The organism is Phormidium tenue FACHB-1050 (genome assembly GCF_014696925.1).
In the GTDB taxonomy this organism is placed as follows: Bacteria; Cyanobacteriota; Cyanobacteriia; order Pseudanabaenales; family Pseudanabaenaceae; genus Pseudanabaena.
Window position 1 is genome coordinate 64,627 of the sequence record NZ_JACJQY010000016.1, and the last position, 20,380, is coordinate 85,006.

At 43.5% G+C, this 20,380-nt stretch carries 16 protein-coding genes; 11 read left to right on the forward strand and 5 right to left on the reverse strand.

What is annotated here, in order from left to right:
- Window positions 1-35 precede the first annotated feature (35 nt).
- Complete coding sequence (locus tag H6G05_RS11750; RefSeq protein ID WP_190578359.1) at window positions 36-983, reverse strand: F0F1 ATP synthase subunit gamma; 948 nt, start codon at window positions 981-983, stop codon at window positions 36-38.
- Between the two features lie 353 nt (window positions 984-1,336).
- On the opposite strand from H6G05_RS11750, the gene H6G05_RS11755 reads away from it, so the two are divergent.
- Window positions 1,337-2,200 (forward strand): thiazole synthase, encoded by an 864-nt coding sequence (locus tag H6G05_RS11755; protein ID WP_190578360.1) that lies wholly within the window; start codon window positions 1,337-1,339, stop codon window positions 2,198-2,200.
- A gap of 29 nt (window positions 2,201-2,229) precedes the next feature.
- Here H6G05_RS11755 and H6G05_RS11760 read toward each other — a convergent pair whose 3' ends face one another.
- Window positions 2,230-3,237 carry a glycosyltransferase gene (locus H6G05_RS11760; RefSeq protein WP_190578361.1) on the reverse strand — a complete coding sequence of 336 codons (1,008 nt, stop codon included), beginning with the start codon at window positions 3,235-3,237 and terminating at the stop codon, window positions 2,230-2,232.
- Between the two features lie 102 nt (window positions 3,238-3,339).
- On the opposite strand from H6G05_RS11760, the gene H6G05_RS11765 reads away from it, so the two are divergent.
- The 4 genes from H6G05_RS11765 (at window position 3,340) to H6G05_RS11780 (ending at window position 9,360) form a co-directional block, all read left to right on the forward strand.
- Window positions 3,340-3,867 (forward strand): hypothetical protein, encoded by a 528-nt coding sequence (locus tag H6G05_RS11765; protein WP_190578362.1) that lies wholly within the window; start codon window positions 3,340-3,342, stop codon window positions 3,865-3,867.
- Window positions 3,868-3,977: 110 nt separating this feature from the next.
- Window positions 3,978-5,927: an ABC-F family ATP-binding cassette domain-containing protein gene (locus H6G05_RS11770; RefSeq protein ID WP_190578363.1), complete on the forward strand. Its 1,950-nt coding sequence runs from the start codon at window positions 3,978-3,980 to the stop codon at window positions 5,925-5,927.
- A gap of 77 nt (window positions 5,928-6,004) precedes the next feature.
- Complete coding sequence (locus tag H6G05_RS11775) at window positions 6,005-8,494, forward strand: ATP-binding protein (RefSeq protein ID WP_190578364.1); 2,490 nt, start codon at window positions 6,005-6,007, stop codon at window positions 8,492-8,494.
- A 35-nt stretch (window positions 8,495-8,529) separates the two neighbouring features.
- Window positions 8,530-9,360 carry a response regulator gene (locus tag H6G05_RS11780; protein WP_190578365.1) on the forward strand — a complete coding sequence of 277 codons (831 nt, stop codon included), beginning with the start codon at window positions 8,530-8,532 and terminating at the stop codon, window positions 9,358-9,360.
- Between the two features lie 319 nt (window positions 9,361-9,679).
- Here H6G05_RS11780 and H6G05_RS11785 read toward each other — a convergent pair whose 3' ends face one another.
- The gene (locus H6G05_RS11785) at window positions 9,680-10,738 is read right to left on the reverse strand and encodes a thiamine phosphate synthase (RefSeq protein WP_190578366.1); all 1,059 of its coding nucleotides are present in this window, start codon (window positions 10,736-10,738) and stop codon (window positions 9,680-9,682) included.
- Between the two features lie 64 nt (window positions 10,739-10,802).
- Window positions 10,803-12,485, reverse strand: coding sequence for a DUF6930 domain-containing protein (locus tag H6G05_RS11790; RefSeq protein ID WP_190578367.1), 1,683 nt, complete (start codon window positions 12,483-12,485; stop codon window positions 10,803-10,805).
- 319 nt (window positions 12,486-12,804) lie between these two features.
- Here H6G05_RS11790 and H6G05_RS11795 point away from each other — a divergent pair, with 319 nt between their 5' ends.
- Together H6G05_RS11795 and plsY are read left to right on the forward strand one after the other, a co-directional pair.
- Complete coding sequence (locus H6G05_RS11795; RefSeq protein ID WP_199310483.1) at window positions 12,805-13,011, forward strand: hypothetical protein; 207 nt, start codon at window positions 12,805-12,807, stop codon at window positions 13,009-13,011.
- A 224-nt stretch (window positions 13,012-13,235) separates the two neighbouring features.
- Window positions 13,236-13,889: a glycerol-3-phosphate 1-O-acyltransferase PlsY gene (gene plsY / locus H6G05_RS11800; protein WP_190578368.1), complete on the forward strand. Its 654-nt coding sequence runs from the start codon at window positions 13,236-13,238 to the stop codon at window positions 13,887-13,889.
- 29 nt (window positions 13,890-13,918) lie between these two features.
- Here the strand turns inward: plsY and H6G05_RS11805 are convergent, their stop codons facing one another.
- Entirely contained in the window at window positions 13,919-14,686 is a 768-nt protein-coding gene (locus H6G05_RS11805) for a DNA alkylation repair protein (RefSeq protein WP_242025443.1), read from the reverse strand.
- 45 nt (window positions 14,687-14,731) lie between these two features.
- On the opposite strand from H6G05_RS11805, the gene H6G05_RS11810 reads away from it, so the two are divergent.
- The 4 genes from H6G05_RS11810 to H6G05_RS11825 are packed head-to-tail and all read left to right on the forward strand — an operon-like array spanning window position 14,732 to window position 20,274.
- Window positions 14,732-16,912 carry a type I restriction-modification system subunit M gene (locus tag H6G05_RS11810; RefSeq protein ID WP_190578369.1) on the forward strand — a complete coding sequence of 727 codons (2,181 nt, stop codon included), beginning with the start codon at window positions 14,732-14,734 and terminating at the stop codon, window positions 16,910-16,912.
- On the forward strand, window positions 16,909-18,240 hold the full coding sequence (locus H6G05_RS11815) for a restriction endonuclease subunit S (protein WP_190578370.1): 1,332 nt from the start codon (window positions 16,909-16,911) through the stop codon (window positions 18,238-18,240). Before H6G05_RS11810 ends, H6G05_RS11815 begins: the two co-directional genes overlap by 4 nt.
- Window positions 18,237-19,601 (forward strand): AAA family ATPase, encoded by a 1,365-nt coding sequence (locus H6G05_RS11820; RefSeq protein ID WP_190578371.1) that lies wholly within the window; start codon window positions 18,237-18,239, stop codon window positions 19,599-19,601. Before H6G05_RS11815 ends, H6G05_RS11820 begins: the two co-directional genes overlap by 4 nt.
- Window positions 19,588-20,274: an HNH endonuclease gene (locus tag H6G05_RS11825; protein ID WP_190578372.1), complete on the forward strand. Its 687-nt coding sequence runs from the start codon at window positions 19,588-19,590 to the stop codon at window positions 20,272-20,274. Before H6G05_RS11820 ends, H6G05_RS11825 begins: the two co-directional genes overlap by 14 nt.
- The last annotated feature ends 106 nt before the right edge of the window (window positions 20,275-20,380 follow it).

Genomic DNA, 20,380 nt, shown 5'->3' on the forward strand with positions numbered 1-20,380 from the left:
AAAAAAATAGCGGCGCATCGCGCCGCTATTTTTGTTTAAGTTAAAGCGGCTGCGCCACCAACAACTTCCAGAATTTCTTGAGTAATCGCAGCTTGACGAGCCTTGTTGTACTGCAAGGTTAGCGCCTTGATCAAGTCTCCAGCATTTTCACTAGCGTTATTCATTGCGGTCATCCGTGCAGCGAGTTCGCTAGCTACGGACTCTTGCAAGGCGCGAAGAATTTGGTTGCTGAGGTAGAGAGGCAATAAAGCATCGAGAATTTGTTCGGGATTTTGCTCAAAAAGTAACTCTTTAGGCAATTCCTTAACAGTGATTTCCCGCTTTTCGCGCTCGACTTGGAACTTACCACCACGAGTAATCAGGCGGAAGATTTCATCATCTTGAGGCTCTAGTCCTTGAGGCTCTAAAGGCAAGAGAGTTTGGACTACAGGACGAGAACTAATCAAAGACACAAAGCGAGTATAGATCAGCTCAACGCGATCAATTACTCCACCTAAAAATGCTGAGGTAATTTCATCACCGATCGCATTGGCTTCGGCAGCATTAGGAATTTGATTTAAGCTAACGAACTTAGCAGCGATCGGTTGCTCACGACGGGCAAAGTATTGCGCCGCCTTACGTCCGACCAAGATAAAGGTGTAATTAATACCTTGTTCTTTTAGTTCTTTAGCACGGGCTTCAGCGCGGCGAATAATGGTTGAGTTATAGCCACCACAAAGACCGCGATCGCCTGAAATTACCAGAAGACCAACGGTTTTGACAGGACGTTTTTCAAGCAAAGGCAGACTAACATCCTCGAAGGAGATGCGCTGCTGGAGACGATATAGGACTTGAGCGAGGCGATCGGCAAAAGGACGAGTGGCAAGAACTTGCATCTGAGCGCGTCTGACCTTTGCGGCTGCGACAAGACGCATTGCTTCAGTTATCTTGCGAGTATTCTTAACAGTGCCAATGCGATCGCGGATGGATTTGAGGTTAGCCATGAAACTAAATTGCTACTTGCTATTGAATACTATGGAAAATTTGAAATATCACAGAAGACACTTAAGTATCCTAAGTATCTTAATAAAAAATTGCGCCTTCAAACCGCAAACTAATGTATATCCTTGAAATTGATCCCCCCCAGACCCCCTTAATACCAATTCACGAAAGTGTGACAACACTTTTGTGAATTAAAAACCAAATCCAGTAAAGGTTTTTAAGTAAGGTTTTTAAGTTAAGAAATGGCGTAGCCATTTCTTAACTTGGTATAAAAAGGGTGGAGAAGAAATTCTTTCCCCTTTTTAAGGGGGTTTGAGGGGGATCTAAACCTTATATTTTTCGTTAATTCCTTGATATGATCGCCTCTTCACCTTCCTTTAACCCAATTTTCACGACAAATAGCCAAATATCTGATGCTGATGAGTCATCAGATGATTATCTCGAAATAGCAGGGCGTAAGTTCCGATCGCGTTTGATGACTGGCTCAGGGAAATATACTAGTTTCGAGGTGATGCGTCAGGCGATCGCCGCCAGTGGTTGCGAGATCGTCACCGTGGCGGTGCGTCGGGTGCAAACTAACGCGGCAGGACATGAAGGGCTAGCCGAAGCGATCGACTGGAGCAAATATTGGCTGTTGCCCAACACAGCGGGCTGTCAAACTGCCGATGAAGCAGTGCGCGTGGCAAGATTGGGGCGCGAGATGGCAAAGATTTTGGGTCAAGAAGATAATAATTTTGTGAAGCTGGAAGTAATCCCCGATCTCAAATATTTGCTGCCCGATCCGCTTGGCACTTGTAAAGCCGCCGAACAACTCGTCAAAGAAGGTTTTGCAGTTTTGCCCTACATCAATGCTGATCCAAGGCTTGCTAAAACCCTCGAAGAAATTGGTTGCGTTACCGTGATGCCCCTCGGTTCGCCCATTGGCTCAGGACAAGGCATTAACAATGCTGCAAATATCAGGATTATTATCGAAGAATCGAAAGTGCCTGTAGTTGTCGATGCAGGTATCGGTGTTCCTAGTGAAGCAGCCGCCGCAATGGAAATGGGCGCAACTGCTTTACTAGTGAATACGGCGATCGCCTGTGCGAATAATCCTGTGGCGATGGGTCGAGCGATGGGAATGGCAACTGAGGCAGGACGCGCCGCTTATTTATCAGGACGAATTCCAGTCAAAGCATATGCTAGTGCCAGTTCCCCGATGACAGGACTAGTTTCATAAAACATAGGGTTGCAATGCAACCCTATGTTTTATGGATTCAAACGTTTTAGTATCTTTGTCCATATTCTTTGCGATCGCAGTTTCAGCACTTGCCAATAATGTAAGTCGGGAATATTGCTTTGATATAACTGCTTGTGATCAAAAAACTCATTTAGCTCCGTCAAAATCACCTGTAACCGCATAGTGATATTTTCAGGACGATGCTCTTCTAATAATGTTGGTGACAAAGATAACTTTTGATTGGTCTGAATTACTTTGAGAATCCGTTGCATATCAAACTCTTGTGAATATCCTGCAATCTTGTAACAGTTAAAAGCAGGATCTAAATAATCTGATAAGCCATGATTGACGCTAGAAAAGACTTGGCAGCCACAGGCTAGAGCCTCCATCGGTTGCAGTCCAAATCCTTCAGTAACACCTTGAACTGCCCAATATTCTGCGGAATCGTATAGATAAACCTTGGCGCGATTAAATAATCCTTCTAAATCTTCAACATAGCGATCAACTACTTCCACACGACATTGCTTTTGCAAAGCAGGAATTAATTGGTTCATCAAATAACTAGAAGATTTTCGTGCTTGTACCAGTACATCAATATCGCGATCGCGATGCTGATCTTGAAATTTGTTGGAGATTTCATTTGGTAAATAATAAATTAATGAATGCGGCGATCGCTGTCCCCAATATCCGAGCGTATTACGACTGACGGTAATAATTGGCACACTAGCAGGTAAATTAAATCCATATTCTGCACTATGGGCATGGTAAATCGCATTCAAACGTTTTAGTTTAGGGGCTAGCTTGGCAACATCAAACCCCCAACTCATCACAAAAATCACATCATCCAAAGCTCGAAATGTATCGTCTCCCTTCAGCAAATCATCTAGCCATAAATGTCCCTTTTCCCGTTGACGATAGGTGACTACTTCCGCAGGACAAACTTTTTTAACTAATTCCAAGGTTTTTAGCTCAGCCCATAATCCGCCGCAAGCAAATTTATTTGTAGTTCCTGGTAGCAAAAAGTAAAGTCTTCTCATTTATCAAGTTCAAATATTAGGCTCAAATCCTTGTTAAACAAGTTTAGGTTAAAAGAGATAACCAGCAAAAAACTCCAATGGAGTTTTTTGCCTCTGTGGATTGTGACTACAGCTTTAAGTTATGCAGGCGGAGGCAAAGTTAGCGGGTTTGTTTCAGACTATGTAAGGGGTGATTTTGGGGTGTTTTTGAGTTTTGCCGTGATGAGTTTGGCGATCGCCATAGCCCAGTGGTTAGTGATCAGGCGGCATATTTGCGGCTTGGGATGGTTATGGACAACTTTAGTAGGCGGTGCGGTGGGCGGATCACTCAGTTCTTGGGCGAGTTTTCAATTAGCGGTTACCTATGGTGATGCGGTGGATTTATTAGCGATTTATGCTTGTTTACGGGGTTTTTCGACGGGATTTATGCAATGGACATGGATGAAACAGCACTTTAAGCGATCGGGTTGGTGGATTGTTGGTACTACAGTCAGTTGGTATGTAGGCGTAATGGTAGGCAGCTTATTGATCAGGCAGTTGGGATATTTTTTAACGCTGGTGGTCGGGGCAATTTACGGATTGCTGACAGGGATCACCTTGCTTTTATTTTTCTGGGATCGGTTTACTTCCTCTCAAGCGCCAAATAAATGAAGGTGGCGCTTTGCGCCGCCTTTATTTATTTGGCGCTTGAATTGTTATACCTCCCATTTTCTAGGCGCACTAAAGTTACACTAAGACATAAGTTCATATGATGATTAGGCATGGCACTTTTTACACTGCGATCGCTCCGCAAAGATTTTGGCATCAAGGAAATCCTCAAGGATGCTAGTTTTAGCCTCGATGAAGGCGACAAAGTCGGACTGATCGGCACAAATGGTTCGGGTAAATCCACATTACTAAAAATGATCGCGGGGCTAGAACATAGCGATGGCGGTGAACTGTGGGTAAATTCCAGCGCCAAAATTATCTATTTACCACAGCAGCCAGACCTGAATGAAGAAAATACGGTCTTAGAACAGGTATTTGCCGATAGTGGCGAACAGATGTCTTTAGTCAAGGAATATGAAGAAATTTCCGATAAGTTAACCCACGGACATGGCGATATGGATCGGTTGCTAGAGCAACTATCGCGAGTATCTGAACGCATGGATCAGACGGGGGCTTGGGATTTGGAGACTAACGCCAAAATTGTGTTAACTAAATTAGGAATTGATGACTTAGAAGCAAAAATCGGTAGCCTTTCGGGTGGTTATCGCAAACGAATTGCGATCGCCTCGGCATTGCTCTCAGCCCCTGATGTTTTATTAATGGATGAGCCGACCAACCATCTTGATGCTCTTTCAGTGGAATGGTTACAGAGCTATCTCAATCGCTATCGTGGCGCATTATTACTGATCACCCACGATCGCTATTTTCTGGATCGCGTCACCAATCGCATTATCGAAATTGATCGCGGCGATTTGTATTCCTATTCAGGCAATTATTCCTATTATTTAGAGAAAAAAGCCGAAGCAGAAGAGTCATCACTGAGTACGCAGCGTAAACATGCAGGACTATTGCGCCGTGAATTGGAATGGTTAAAAAAAGGACCAAAGGCGCGGAGTACCAAGCAAAAGGCACGCATTGATCGCGCCCATGCTCTGCAAGCCACCGAGTTTAAACAAGCCAATGCTAAAGTTGATATCACCACCGCAGGACGACGTATCGGCAAAAAAGTAGTGGAACTCGATCGCATCGGTAAGTCCTATGGCGATCGCACTCTGATCAAAGACTTCTCCTATAACTTCACGCCTGAAGATCGCATCGGTATTATCGGCAGTAATGGCGCGGGTAAATCTACGTTGATGAATATTGTGACGGGACGTTTACAGCCCGATGAAGGCACTGTGGAAATCGGCACAACGATTCATTTTGGTTACTTCGATCAGCATTCCGACGATCTTGCTGAACATGGCAATCAGCGAGTAATCGACTATCTCAAGGATGTCGCCGAACTGGTCAAAACCTCCGATGGAAGCATCATTACTGCTTCGCAAATGCTAGAGCGATTTCTCTTCCCTGGTAATACCCAATATGCGCCGATCAACAAACTGTCAGGTGGCGAAAAGCGGCGCTTATTCCTGCTGAAAGTATTGATGGCGGCTCCCAATGTCTTGATCCTCGATGAACCGACTAACGACCTTGATGTACAGACCCTCGCTGTATTAGAAGAATATCTCGAAGAATTTAACGGCTGTGTAATTGTGGTTTCCCACGATCGCTATTTCCTTGATCGCACGGTTGAGATGGTCTTTTCCTTTGAAGCCGAAGGTGAAGTGCGCCTGTATCCTGGAAACTATTCTATCTATTTAGAATACAAGAAAGACGAGGCTGAGAAAGAATCTAGTGATGCAAAGGAGCAAGCTGCTAATAAAGCAACTAAAGAGCAGAAGTCCAGTAATATCGCACCATCTGCTCCTGAAACGGCTAAATCCAAAGTGGAATCCAAAAAAACTTCGCAACTTTCTTACAAAGAGAAGCGCGAATATGAGGAGTTAGAAGCAAAAATCCCCAAACTAGAAGCAGAAAAGACTCAAATCGAGAAGAATCTTTATCACAATCCGCCTAGTGGTCATACGGAATTACAGAAGCTATCCGCTCGCTTAGCCGAACTAACTATGGAGATCAATACATCCACTGAGCGCTGGCTAGAACTTGCCGAGCGAATTTAGAGAACAACAAAGGCAGCCCCAAACGTCCCTCTTTGCTCTATTAAAAACTTGTCTTTAGTTGAAAAGGATTAGCTGCAATGGAAAGCAACAAATTTTCTACTCAAAAAACCAATAGCTCTCCGTGGGATCTGTCAAAACTAGGTATAGAAGTACATAACCCGCGCTGGTGGGTTGAGTCAGCTTGCATTATAGTTGCCTATTTTATTTCATCTTGGTTTGCAGCTAACACCATTTTCTCAACCCTTGGACCTTCTCCTGTTTGGCCAGGTTCTGGGCTAAATGCGGGTTTACTCATATTTTTTGGGCGATCGCGATGGTTGGGAATGTTTTGCGGAATATTGCTGTATAACTTACACAGAAACTGGTGGAAAGTTCTAATACCAGCATCAGGAGCGGCGATCGGTTCCACAATCGGCACACTGATCACAGTTTCTCTAATCTTAAAGCTTACCCATACTACATACCCATTCCTTAAAGTTCGCCATGTAGTTTCATTTGTACTTTGTTCGATATTTAGTGGAACGATCCTGCAAACTATAACTGGGGTTGGTATCTATGCCCTAACTAGGAGATATGAAGGTGCTAATTTTTTTACAAACTTCTTGCTTCCTTGGTGGATTGGTGATTCGGTTGGTGTTTTAATCTTTGCTTCGCTGGCTCTAACATGGCTAAAACCAAATCAGAAAGAGGAAAGCAACCCTTATCTTAGTTGGGAAGTAGTGGTAGCTTTCATAAGCATAATTGTGGTGTCCTATTTTTCTTTTTATGAAGCCCAACCCCTTGAGTACCTTCTGTTACCACCATTGATTTGGTCAGCTTTTCGCTTTGGTCATAGACTGACGACTTTGTTTGTCATGTTTATATCGATGACAGCTTCGATCGCTACTGCTAATAAGTTTGGGATATTTTATAAAGCGATTACTACGGGCGATTCACTCCTGTTATTACAAATTTTTATGGGGGTGATTTCCATCATGACCTTGGCGATCTTGGCGATCGTTGATGAAAATAAGCAAGCAAATTTGAGTTTACAGAGAGCCAATATTGACCTAGAGAAGCGCGTCTTGGATCGAACAATCGACTTACAACAAAGTGAAGCGCAAGCTCTAGAACTTGCCGCCAAAGCCGAGTCAGCAAACCAAGCTAAAAGTACTTTTATTGCCAATATGAGTCATGAATTGCGATCGCCACTAAATGCAGTTCTTGGTTTCTCTCAATTAATGATGCGAGCTAACAACCTCGCAAAAGAACATTACGAAAATGCCAGTATTATTAACCGCAGTGGTGATTATTTATTGACATTAATTAATAATATTCTCGATCTATCAAAAATTGAAGCAGGCAAAACTACTCTTTATCTTCAAAGTTTTGATCTCGATCATTTGTTGGAGGATATTGAAGATATGCTCCAGCTACGGGTCGCTAATGCGGGCTTAGACCTCATCTTTGAACGCGATCCCCAAGTACCTCGCTATATCTGCACTGATGAAGTTAAACTGCGTCAAGTTTTACTTAACTTAATTGGCAATGCAATTAAATTCACCAAAGAGGGTTTAGTCGTAGTTACTTTGACCAATGCTGCTACAAATACAGTTGAAAATACAGTCGATACAGTTAGCGATAAATGTATCCTCAATTTCAGCATTAGAGATACAGGCGTAGGTATAGCAGAAGAAGAACTACCTCAACTATTTGCATCTTTTTCTCAGGCTCAGGCTGGTCGCGAAAAACAAGAAGGCACAGGCTTAGGGTTAGCGATTAGCCGCAGATTTGTGCAGTTGATGGGTGGGGATATTTCGGTTACTAGTGAACTTGGAAAAGGCACAACTTTCCAGTTTCAGATTCAAGCCCAAATTAGTACACCTTTAATTAGTGATCCAAGCCAAAAAAGGCGCACATTAGCTCTTGCACCTGATCAGCCCAACTACAGAATTTTAGTGGTTGATGATAAACCCATTAATAGCCAATTGCTAGTCAAGATGCTAAGTCCCATGGGTTTTGAAGTTCAAGAAGCTAGTAATGGACTAGAGGCGATCGCTATTTGGGATCAGTGGGAGCCACACTTAATTTGGATGGATATGCGAATGCCCATAATGGATGGCTACGAAGCAACTAAGCATATTAAGTCCACCGTTAAAGGTAATGCCACCGCTGTGATCGCTTTAACTGCAAGTGTTTTAGAAGAAGAGAAAGCGATCGTGCTTTCCGCAGGGTGTGATGATTTTGTGCGTAAGCCCTTTAGAGAACAAACGATTTTTGATACCCTTGCCAAACATCTTGGCGTGAAGTATACATACGAAAACATCCAACTTCATGAGCATGACAGTAATTTTTTCTCAGAAATATCATTAACTTCTGAAAATTTAAAAATTATGCCAGATAGCTGGATTATGCAATTATATAGATCGGCTCTTGAAGCTGACAAAAATATTGTTATAAACTTAATTGGGGAAATTCCAGACACAGAAAATTTCTTAATCCGATCGCTAACTAAACTAGCGAGTAATTTCCAATTTGAGAAATTAATTGATCTTACCGAGCCTTTACTTTCCACATACATCGAATAGCGCTCTGCACTCTGCTTATATTGGCAACATAATTCATGATCTACAATCCGTCGCTTGAACTAACAGGCAATATCCTTTTAGTAGATGATCTTCCAGAAAATTTGCAGCTACTTAGTGATTTATTGCTAACCCTTGGCTATACCGTCCGCAGTGTAACTAGCGGACGAATGGCTCTTAAAACAGCGAAGGTAAAACGCCCCGATCTGATTCTCTTAGATATCAAGATGCCAGAAATGGATGGATATCAAGTCTGTCAAGCACTCAAAGATGATGAAGATTTACGTGATATACCAGTCATTTTTATTAGCTCTTTAGATGATGTTTTTGACAAGGTGAAAGCTTTTTGGTCGGGGGGTGTTGATTATATATGCAAACCATTTCAAAGCGAGGAAGTATTAGTTCGTCTTGAGAACCAATTGACAATTCAGCGTCAGAAACGGTTACTGCTGGATGAAATCGCTAGGCACAAAGAAACCGAAGAAATGCTCTATCAATCAAGGGCTTTAATTACTAGCGTTTTAAATAGTGTGTCCGATGGTATTGCGGCGATGCAAGCTGTTCGCGATCCGATTACAGGCAATATTATCGATTTCCGTTGCTTAGTCTTAAATCCGATGATCTCGAGGATGTTCGATCGCAGTCGCGAAGATTTAATTGGTAAATTAGTGCTAAGAAGATTTCTAGAAAAGTTTAATCGCCAACTGTTTGAACGCTTAGTTAATGTGGTGGAGACTGGGGTTCCTCTGGATGAAGAGATCTACTACACTTCGGAGCCTGTTGGTTGGTATCGAGTAATAGTGGTCAAGTTAGGGGATGGCTTTACCGTCACGATCAGAGATATTACTTCTAAAAAGCAACCCGAATAAAAAAGGCGTTGCATATAGCGCTTTTCAAGCAAGCGAGTTACAAAGGTTTGTTTACCCGCCGAAGGCGTGTAAACAAACTCGTACTTCACTAGACTGATAAACGCTATATATCCATAAAGAAACGTTTATTTAATTGGACGTAGGGATATAGAGCTGTCGCCATTCTTGTTAGGACATAAAACCCAAATAGTGTGAGGCGGCGCGAAGCGCCGCCTCACACTATTTGGGTTTTGATTTGTCCTGATACAGGTGGCTATAGCTATATGTGCAATACCGACACCTTTTTTAGACATTAAAGAGCGGCGCGTTGCGCCGTTCTTTAATTTTTGGATTGTAAAAGCGATCGCATTTGTTTAGCGATGCGATCGGGATGTTCAGCTTTCATTAAAGCTCGGACTACGGCAACTCGTTCTGCACCCGCCGCGATCGCTGCTTCTAAATTGTGTTCATCTAACCCACCGATCGCAAACCAAGGAATATTGATATTTTGAGCAGCATAGTTGACATATTCATGCCCTGAAGCTGCTTTGTTAGGTTTTGTGGGCGTGGCATGGACTGGCCCCACACCAACATAATCCACTTGATTATTTAGAGCAATCTCTAATTCTTGGGGATTGGTGGTTGACTGCCCAATGATGTACTGTGAAGCATCGCCGCCGTTAGCATTCAGAATTTGACGGACTACAGAAACTGGTAAATCCGTCTGTCCCACATGGATACCATCGGCTTTCACAGCGATCGCAATATCAACGCGATCGTTAACTAAAAACAAAGCATCATATTTATGGCAGAGGTCACAAAGCTGTTGGGCGATCGCATAGCGAGTGCTATCTTCACCATCCTTTTCTCGATACTGCACGATCTGCACACCACCTTGGAGAGCCGACTCCACAACGGAGACAATATTCTCTACGGGCATCGTCACCAGATATAAATTTGCAGCTTGTAATTTTTGGCGACGGATTTCACCAATATTGGTAACTTCATGGGTCAGTAATTGACTCTCAAGGGTATAGACCTGATAGCGCATTTGTTTCATCGCTTCTCCCATCGTGGGATCAACGACTTTGCTATATTCTTCTAAAACCCTGAGCGCTTCTTGTAAGCGTCCCATATTCGCTCTGAGGACAGCTTGGACATCAGCACGAACAGACTCATTTGCATGGCTCAAGCCTGTGGCGGGATCGTCGGGAGTATTACGGGCGCGACGAAATTCTTCTTTGTGCCATTGAGCAAGTTCTTGGCGCATGTGTTTGCAGCGATCGCACAAGTCCACATTTTCTAAGCCAAAGCGACACCATTCTTCGATGGTGCGTAGGGCTTCACGGGCGCGATCGAGGTTGGCATCGAGGATGCGGTAAATGATTTGTTGGGACATATAAACAAAAGGTGATACGCAAAAGTAGAGGCAATTCATGAATTGCCTCTACTTTTGCATTTGGTTAAAATTCAAAGTCAAATGCAGGTTCGGCGCGTAACTTGCCTAAGCCTAATTCTTTATCGTCGATGATCTTGATTTCGTAGTAGCCCAAGATATGTTGCGGTGCAGGATTACCGCGAGAAGCTCCAGTGATACCCATCGCGATGATTACACAGACATTGCCTTTAATAGTCTTGGCACGTTGTTTCCAACGTTTATGATGTTCACTATTGAGGGTTTGTTTGTCAAATTCGCCAAATAGATGGAGATCATCATTGCCCATAACCATTAAGCCAAGCTGACAAGCATTACCAAAGATATCCTCAGCAGGATTAAAACATAAAGACTGAATACCATCAAACTCCTTGATTTCTTCAATTAGTTCCAATGCTTTGGGACGCGAAGTTTGAATCATTAGCCCAGGTAAGCCTTCACCTTTACGGGCTGGGGCGATCGCGGTAACAGCCTCAGATAACTGTTGATGAATTGACGCATTGCGTAAAAATTCCACCTGTTCCCAAGGGATGGTCATCATATGGATCAGGGCATTTTCTGGCCAGAGATCCTCATTGATTAAGGGAGCATCATCCTCATCGTCATCTTCATCGACTAATTGATGTAACTCATTAGCCAGATCGGGCATAGTCTTAACGACAACCTTGATTGCTTCTTCAACATCACTATCAAGACTCGGTGCATAAATCGTATAAGTGCCTGAGAGACTAGCAAAATTAGAATTCAAGCGCTTATGGTACTGTTCCCAAAATTTATTTAAAGCCTCTAGCGACACCGTCAAGGCGATCGCCTCTTCGTCATAGAGATAGGGTCTACCGCCTTCGAGAGGGTGCAAAGCCCCATAAATCGGCTTCATCGGTGTAGTTGCCGCAGGTACAGATCTGATTTTGCCGCGAAATGGAAAAGGAGGAAAATCATCTTCCATTTCTAGCTCAGGGGTTTCAAAGAGATTGAATAGGCAGTCTTGATGCAAAAAGGTCTCTTCGATCTCATCTTCAGAGCTACCTGATACAATCCGATGCCGAAATTTGACTAGCGACTCTTCGGAACGGTAAAAAATTACGCCCTGCTCTAACCCCATCTTGCCCATGACGATCGCATAAAGGGTGTCGAGATCCCATTGATCAAGCTTGATCGAAATTACTTGATGATCCCACAGGGTATTCCAAGGAGCATTTCGCCATAAATGCTCAGATTGCTTATGCAAGGCTGCGGCAAACTTTTCTGGCACAACAGGTGGGTTTGCGGTAAAGCTTTCCAAAATATGCGAGAAAATTTCGTCAATTAAAGGTAAGCGCTCGACATATTCAACCGATATTCCCAAGTCCTGTAGTACGCCACGCAAATAGAACTGGAGTTCGCGATCGCATACCAAGATCTTTTGGGGCAGAGATGGCTGAGCAGGACTTTGAGGATGCTCGATCGCCTGTAGCAACGCACGGACAAAGGCTTCCTGACCCACTACCGAATCAACTACGTCCATAGAACGTACCATTCCCATCGAGCCGTCTACCCACAAAATGCAATGGGGCTTGGACTCTTCATCATGGGCATGGAGGGGAATAATGTTAGAAGAGTCTTGTGGTTGGCGGATCTTGGCTGGTAAGGCACGGCGATCGCCTTCCCAAACCGCAGATGACTGCTTGAGTTTTTTGAGGCGGCGAAGAGTAGATCGGTTTAGCGTGGTCATCGAAAATATTCTCTAGATTTGCCACTCTCACAGAAATTAGTAAGAATGCATTGATCGATTTAACTATGATATGGTGAGAAATTGCCAGATTTGATCAGAAATTATAGCAATCACTAGAGTGAAAATAGCCTAGAGGGATGTAATCCTTCCAACTTTCCAGATTTTAAAGATACAATTGCTATAGGTACGACCTAAAAATTGCAGTGCAAAGCGCTGTAATCATACTCAAAGAACTTTTAAAAAGTCCTTTGTATTCCTTTTGCTTGCAAAAGGCTGTAACCGATAACTAAAACAACCCAAAATATATTTCTGCATTTTTATGGACGAGCTAAAACCGATTTTCAATGAGTTCGTAGGGCAACCCGTTGCTTTCTTTGGTGGACTCGTTTCGGGCTTTCTCAAGCTCGATCTCCAACAAGATCCTTTAAAGGGTTGGCTAGAAAAGCAAGGAGCAACACCAACTACGGGGACTTCTGCTAGCAATAATGGCAAAAATGACGGCCCACAATCTATTTCTATCGATTAAAAAAAGGAGACGCAATGCGTCTCCTTTTTTAATCAATAGAAGTAGTGTGAGGCGGCGCGAAGCGCCGCCTCACACTACTTGCTTTTTATGCCCTAAAGCTATACCAAGAAAAACTTTTAAAATTTCCTTTGGTTTTCAGAAAGCGCAAAGCGCTGTAATTACCACAATATTAGAGAATAGGGGTAGCGCTTGCGCTAGCCCCTATTGTTTATGAAATACAGCTTATGTGGTTTCCCTATCTGTTGCTTGCGATCGCCTATCTTTTAGGATCTTTCCCCACAGGTTATTTGGTGGGACGGATGGCGGGTATAGACATTCGTGAGCTTGGCTCAGGCTCGACAGGCGCAACTAATGTCTGGCGCAATGTGGGCAAGTTGGCGGGAATTACTGTATTTGTGACCGATTTTGCGAAGGGGGCGATCGCCATTTACATGATGCAATCAGCGAATTACTTGCAAGCGCTCTTAGCTTCAACTTTTGGCTATACTCAAACAACCATTACCAATAATTTATCGCTATTTGTGATTGGGGCAGGAATGCTGGCTCTGATTGGTCATAGTCGCCCAGTTTGGTTAGGGTTTAAAGGTGGTAAGTCCGTGGCGACAGGGGTGGGAATTTTGTGCATGTTGAATTGGATCGCGGCGATCGCTGCTTTTAGTATTTGGCTGGCGACTATGGCAATTTGGCGTACTGTTTCGATTAGCTCGATCGCTGCGGCAGCCGCCGCTCCAGTTTTGATGTGGACATTGCAAGGGGATATTATTTATTCAAGTTTTGTAACTGTGGGCTGCATCTTTATAATTTGGCTGCATCGCTCTAATATCGAACGCATCCTCAACGGCACAGAGTTCAGTTTTAAAACTGAAAGCAAACCATAATAAAAAAGGGCGCGAAGCGCCCTTTTTTATTATGGTTTGCGCTGTAAATACGCTTGTCGTTGAGGCTGATCAAAATGCTCGATCGCATAGCGCAACATCTCACGGGGCATTTGGCTAGCATGTTGATCTAAAAATTCCAATAGAACAGGACGATTCTGCTTGCCTACTTCCCGCAACATCCAGCCTACGGCTTTATGAATGAGATGATGAGGATGTTGCAGTAATAATTCAGCGATCGCTAGGGTGTCTTGGTATTGTCCATGCTTAATAAATTTACCCGTTGTGACAATAGCAATCCTTTGCTCCCAAAGGCTAGCAGAATTCGCTAACTGATAGAGAATTTGGCGATCGCGCTGCAATAAATACATCCCCAAAATTGGATAACAAGTCACATCGACTAAATCCCAATTGTTAATAGCATGGGTATTAGCGAGATAGAAATCGACAATCGCTTGCTGTTGGATAGGAGTAGCCTTCGCAAACTGATAGGTCAAAATCAACAGCCCAGTCAATCGATATTCATGCCATTCACTGTTGAGAAGTTCTGAAATTTCTGCAAAACCTAAGTCACGATACTTTTTGGCAAGCTTACGCTGCTCAGGCATGGTAATTCCTAAGAAGCGATCGCCTTCAGCATATTGTCCTTGACCTGTTTGGAAATAGCCAGCAAGGGCGATCGCTTTCTGGGGATTGGCTAGTGCTTGCAGATCGGTTTGGAGAGTCATAAGCGTGTTAATAGGAGTAGGCTCTTGTTTACGACGATTAAGTTTGGGGATAGAGGCAGAAGGAGATGGCATAGTAATATAGAACACTGATCGCGCAAAAATTAGTCCTAAGCCTGTATGAGTTCAGTCAGCTTCCAGTCACTATCAAACTTTATCTGGTCTGTTGCTGACCTGTTGCGTGGTCCTTATCGTCCACCGCAATACGAGCGGGTGATGTTGCCGATGACGGTGTTGCGGCGCTTTGATTGTGTGTTAGAGGCAAGCAAGCCGCAGGTGCTAAAAAAATATGCTCAGCTTCAGGCAAGTGGCAAGATTACCAATGTGGACTCGACATTGAATTTTATTGCTAAGGATAAAAATGGTGAATCCTTGGGTTTTCATAACCATAGTCCCCTTGATTTTCAGATTTTGAAAGGTGATCCTGATAATGTGGGGCGGCATTTGCAGGATTACATTAATGGGTTTTCAGAGAATATTCGCAATATTTTTGATCGCTTTGAGTTTGCCCCAGAGATCGAGAAAATGGAGGAGTCGAATCGCCTCTATCTAGTGGTGGCTAAGTTTGCGGAGATGGATTTGCATCCTGATCGCGTGGACAATATCACGATGGGGCTGGTGTTTGAGGATTTGATTCGGCGGTTTAATGAGGCGGCGAATGAGACGGCGGGGGATCACTTTACGCCGCGTGAGGTGATTCAGCTTATGGTGAATTTGTTGATGGAGCCTGATGGGGATATTTTGACGGGCGGCAGTCCGATTGTGACGGTGTGCGATCCTGCCTGTGGCACGGGTGGGATGTTGGCGGAGGCGCAAAACTGGATTTTGGCGCATAATCAAAAGGCGATCTTGAAGGTATTTGGTCAGGATTACAATCCGCGATCGTTTGCGGTAGCGGCTTCGGATTTGTTGATTAAGGGACATAAGGATAGTCGGATTGAGTTTGGCAATACGCTGACTGCGCCGCCTTTTGCGGAAATTGAGGGTTTTGATTATTTGTTAGCCAATCCGCCGTTTGGGGTGGATTGGAAAGCGGAGCAGAAGGAGATTAGCCGTTGGAAGGATTTCAATGGTTATGGTGGGAAGTTGCCACGGGTGAATGATGGGGCGTTGTTGTTTTTGATTTATATGCTGTCAAAGCGTCAGGAGTATTTGCCCTCGGAGGATCTGCAACAAAATAAGCGGGGTTCACGGATTGCGATCGTGTTTAATGGTTCGCCATTGTTTACGGGTGGTGCGGGTTCGGGTGAGAGTGATATTCGCCGTTGGATTATCGAAAATGATTGGCTTGAGGCGATCGTGGCTTTGCCTGAGCAGATGTTTTATAACACTGGTATTGGTACGTTTATTTGGGTGGTGACGAACCGCAAGACTAAGCAACGCAAGGGCAAAATTCAATTGATCGATAGTCGGGACAGATGGCAACCGATGAAGCGCAGTTTGGGGGATAAGCGCCGCTATTTGGATAGTGCGATTATTGAGACGCTGACTCGCAAGCATGGGGAGTTTAGGGATTGTGAGACTTCTAAGATTTTTGATAATGCGGATTTTGGCTATCGCAGGATTACGGTGGAGCGTCCGTTACGTTTGCAGTTTGAAGTTACGGATGAGGCAAAGGAGGTTTTCTTGAATACTTTTCCTGAGCTTTACGATCCGATCGCTGAGATGGAGCGATCATTGGGGGATAAGATTTATTTGGATTGGAATGAGGTTTGGGTAAAGGTGCAGCGTATTTTTAAGGATTGTGGAGGCGGTTGGACGGCTGGGGCTAAGGGTGCGAAGCAAAAGCAGTTTTTCCGTAGTTGTTTTACGGCTGTCGATCCTGATGCTGCGCCTGTGATTGCGACGACGGGCGCGAAGGGTTTATTTTCTGTGGCAGATTTCCCTAGTTATGCTCAGTCAGAGTTAGATCGGGTGTTTGGGGTGTTTTACCCCCCTCAGTCCCCCCTTGCAAAGGGGGGAGGTTTGAGTTCTCCCCCTTCCAAAGGGGGAGTTAGAGGGGGTTCCGTTACCTATGAACCCGATCCGAGTCTGCGGGATAATGAGAATGTGCCATTAAAGGAAGATATTGTGTCGTTCTTTTTGCGAGAGGTGCGTCCCTATGTGGGTGATGCTTGGATTAATGCCGATCGCAAGTTGTGCGATGAGATTGATGGGGCGATCGGGAAGGTTGGCTATGAGATTAATTTTAATCGAGAGTTCTTTAAGTATCAGGCTCCGAGGGATTTGAAGGTTATTGATGCTGAGTTGGCAGAAGTTGAAAATAGAATTTTAGAGATGTTAAAAAAGGTGACAACGTGATTCAAGAAAATAAAATTCCTTGGCTAAAAGATGTCAATACAACATGGCAATGTTTTCAAGTAAAGCGAGGTTTTGAGACAGTACTTGGAAAAATGTTGCAACCTACTCAGCGAAATTTCGATGATATAGAAGTTCCTTATTTAAAAGCTTTGCATATTCATTGGGATGGAATCAAATTTGAAGATTTACCTGAGATGTGGGCAAACCAGTCGGAGATTAAACAACTTAGTCTAAAGCAAGGCGATCTTATAGTTTGTGAGGGAGGAGAAGTTGGTAGAGGCACGCTGTTAAATCGTCAACTTCCATCTAAATGTATTATTCAAAACTCTTTGCATAGAGTAAGAAACAAAGAATTAGGTGAGACTAGATTTCTTCGCTATATACTTCAAAGTGCGAGTGATATAGGATGGCTAGATGTATTGTGTAATCGTGCAACTATAAGACATTTTACAGTCGAAAAATTTAGTGAGTTCTGGATTGCAGCACCTTCAAAAAAAGAACAGAAATTAATTGCTGACTATCTCGATCGCGAAACCACACAAATAGACAACCTCATCGCCGCCAAAGAGCAAATGCTCACCCTGCTAGAAGAAAAACGCGAAGCCCTAATTAGCCAAGCCGTTACTCGCGGACTCGATCCTAATGTTTCTTTTAAGCGATCGGGATTAGACTGGCTAGGCGACATTCCGCAACATTGGCAAGTATGCCAACTAAAGAGAATTTGGGGATCTAATGACTATGGTATTTCTGAAAATATTCGTGGAGATGGAGAAATTAAAGTCCTAAGAATGACTTGTATTGAAGATGGAATTGTTGATTTATCTAAAGGTGGAGAAGTCGAAAGTGTAGATCCATATCTTCTTCTCAGAAAAGGAGATTTACTTTTTAATCGGACTAATAGCCTAGATCAAGTTGCTAAAGTTGGAATTGTACAATCAGATCCTGAACAACCTACAACATTTGCTTCTTACCTTGTTCGTATCCGTTCTAATGATTTAGCTTATCCTGAATTTCTAGCGGCTTACTTAAATTCTCAAGATTTCCTTACCTTTACTAGAAAAAATGCAATAGCTGCGATCGGGCAAGCTAATTTAAGCCCTTCCCGTTATGGAGAAATAAAAGTAGCAATTCCGCCAAAGTCCGAACAGAAAGAAATTGTAGACACGATTAACAAAGAACGTGAGAAAACCAAAGAGTTGGAAAATGCTCTTACTAATTCGATCGCACTTCTCAAAGAACGCCGTTCCGCCATAATCACTGCCGCAGTCACAGGACAAATTAGCATACAAGAAAAGAGCAAACACTCACAAAATGAGGTATCTCGATGAAAATTAATCGGATAGAGATCAAAAACTTCAAAAAATTTGCCGACTATGCCCTTGATTTGCACCCACAATTTACCCTGCTAGTGGGTGATAACGGTACAGGCAAAACCTCAATTCTCGATGCCTTAGCGATCGCCGCAGGAGTTTGGCTCGTCAACTCCCCCGATACCACTCTCAACAATAGCCGCCGCAACATCCTCACCTCAGAAATCCGCTTAGAAGCGATCGCTAATGATACGTTCACCCAATTCATTGAACGCAAACCCACCCAAATTAAAGCGATCGGCACAATCAACGAGCAACCTGTTCAATGGTTACGACAAATTAAAACGAGCGGCTCTCGAACTTCCAACACCGAAGCTCAAAAAGCCCTAGACATTATCTCTAGACTATTTCGACAAGTGGAAGCAGGCGAAAAAATCTGGCTACCTGTTATGGCTTACTACGGAGCAGGGCGATCGTGGCTACCCTCCAATCAACGCGACCCAAAAGCTCTAACCATCACCAACCCATCTCGCCGTTGGGATGCCTTTTATGATTGCTTTGAAGAACGGATCAGAATCGCCGATCTCCATACTTGGTTTCAAAAAGAAGCGATCGCTGCTGTAAATCGTCAAGGCAAAATGCGCCCCAGCTACGAAGTTGTAAAACTCGCTATTCTGCGCTGTATTCCCAATGCTGAGAACATCTGGTATGACCCAGAGCGATCGCAAATTGTTATCTCTATCCAGAATAATCCCCAACCTTTTAGCAACTTGAGTGCAGGACAAAAAATGATGGTAGCTCTTGTCGCCGATCTCGCCATCAAGATTGTTACTCAGAACGCTGCTTTTCTACCCAAAGAAATAGATACAGACAATCAAGCATTACCGCAAATCTTGCAGCAAACATCTGGGTTAGTCCTGATTGATGAAATTGATGTGCATCTGCATCCCAAATGGCAACGTCAAGTCGTCGATGATCTCAAAACCACTTTCCCCTCAATCCAGTTTGTTTGCTCTACCCATTCACCGTTTATCATCCAAGCGATCGAGCAAGGTGAGCTAAGAATTCTCGATCTTGGACTTGAGGATACTCAGTTTTTGGAATATGCCAATCAATCCATTGAAGACATTGCCGAAGATATTCAGTCAGTCGAAATACCGCAACAAAGCTTAAAAGCCCGTGAACTAGCTAGAGCCACAGAGAAATATTTTGATCTGCTTCAAAACCCAGAGACTGTAGAATCTGAGCAACTTTCGGATGCAGAAATAGATTATCGCCTCGCTGCTGCACCTTTTTCCAACAATCCTGGATTAAGTGCTTTTCTCAAACTGGAGGCAATGGCAAAGAAACAGGAGAGGCGCAAACATGAGACCCGTTGAACGTGGCACAGCACCTCGAACTTACTCTAAATATGGCGATGCTATTGGAGATCTAGAGGAAAGATTAGGAACCTATTGCAGCTACTGTGAACGCAGACTACCTGCAAGCCTAGCAGTTGAGCATGTTGTACCGAAAGATTTGCACCCAGAGTTAAAAACAGAATGGACTAATTTTTTATTGGGTTGCGCTAACTGCAATTCTGTCAAAGGAGACCAACCCGTAGAAGTCGATAACTTTCTCTGGTGCGATCGCGATAATACTTTTCTGGCTTTTGCTTATTCCAAAGGTGGATTTGTTCAATTAGCAGACAACCTGAATGAAGCGCAGAAAAATAAAGCACAAGCATTATTAGATTTAGTTGGATTGCAACGTCATAAAGCATCTGGCAGAAATAGACCAGCCCCAAGGGATAAGCGTTGGCAAGATCGTGAATTGGCATGGGCTTCAGCAGAGAGTTGTAGAAATAATTTTGAAATCTTAGGGCAAACCAATGAAGTTAGAGAACTTGTCTTAGAAGTTGCCAAATACTGTGGATTTTTTTCAGTATGGATGAATGTATTCAAAGATTATCCAGATGTAAAAAGAGAATTAATCAAAATATTTACAGGTACAGCAACATCATGTTTTGACGCAAATGGAAACCCGATAAACCGTCCAAATTCAATCATCTAAAAAATATTCTAAAAATATTCTTATGGCAACTAAATCTACATCTGAACAAGCCTTTGAAAATGCGATCGCCGATGTTTTATTAGCGTCTGGATATCAGCGTCACCCT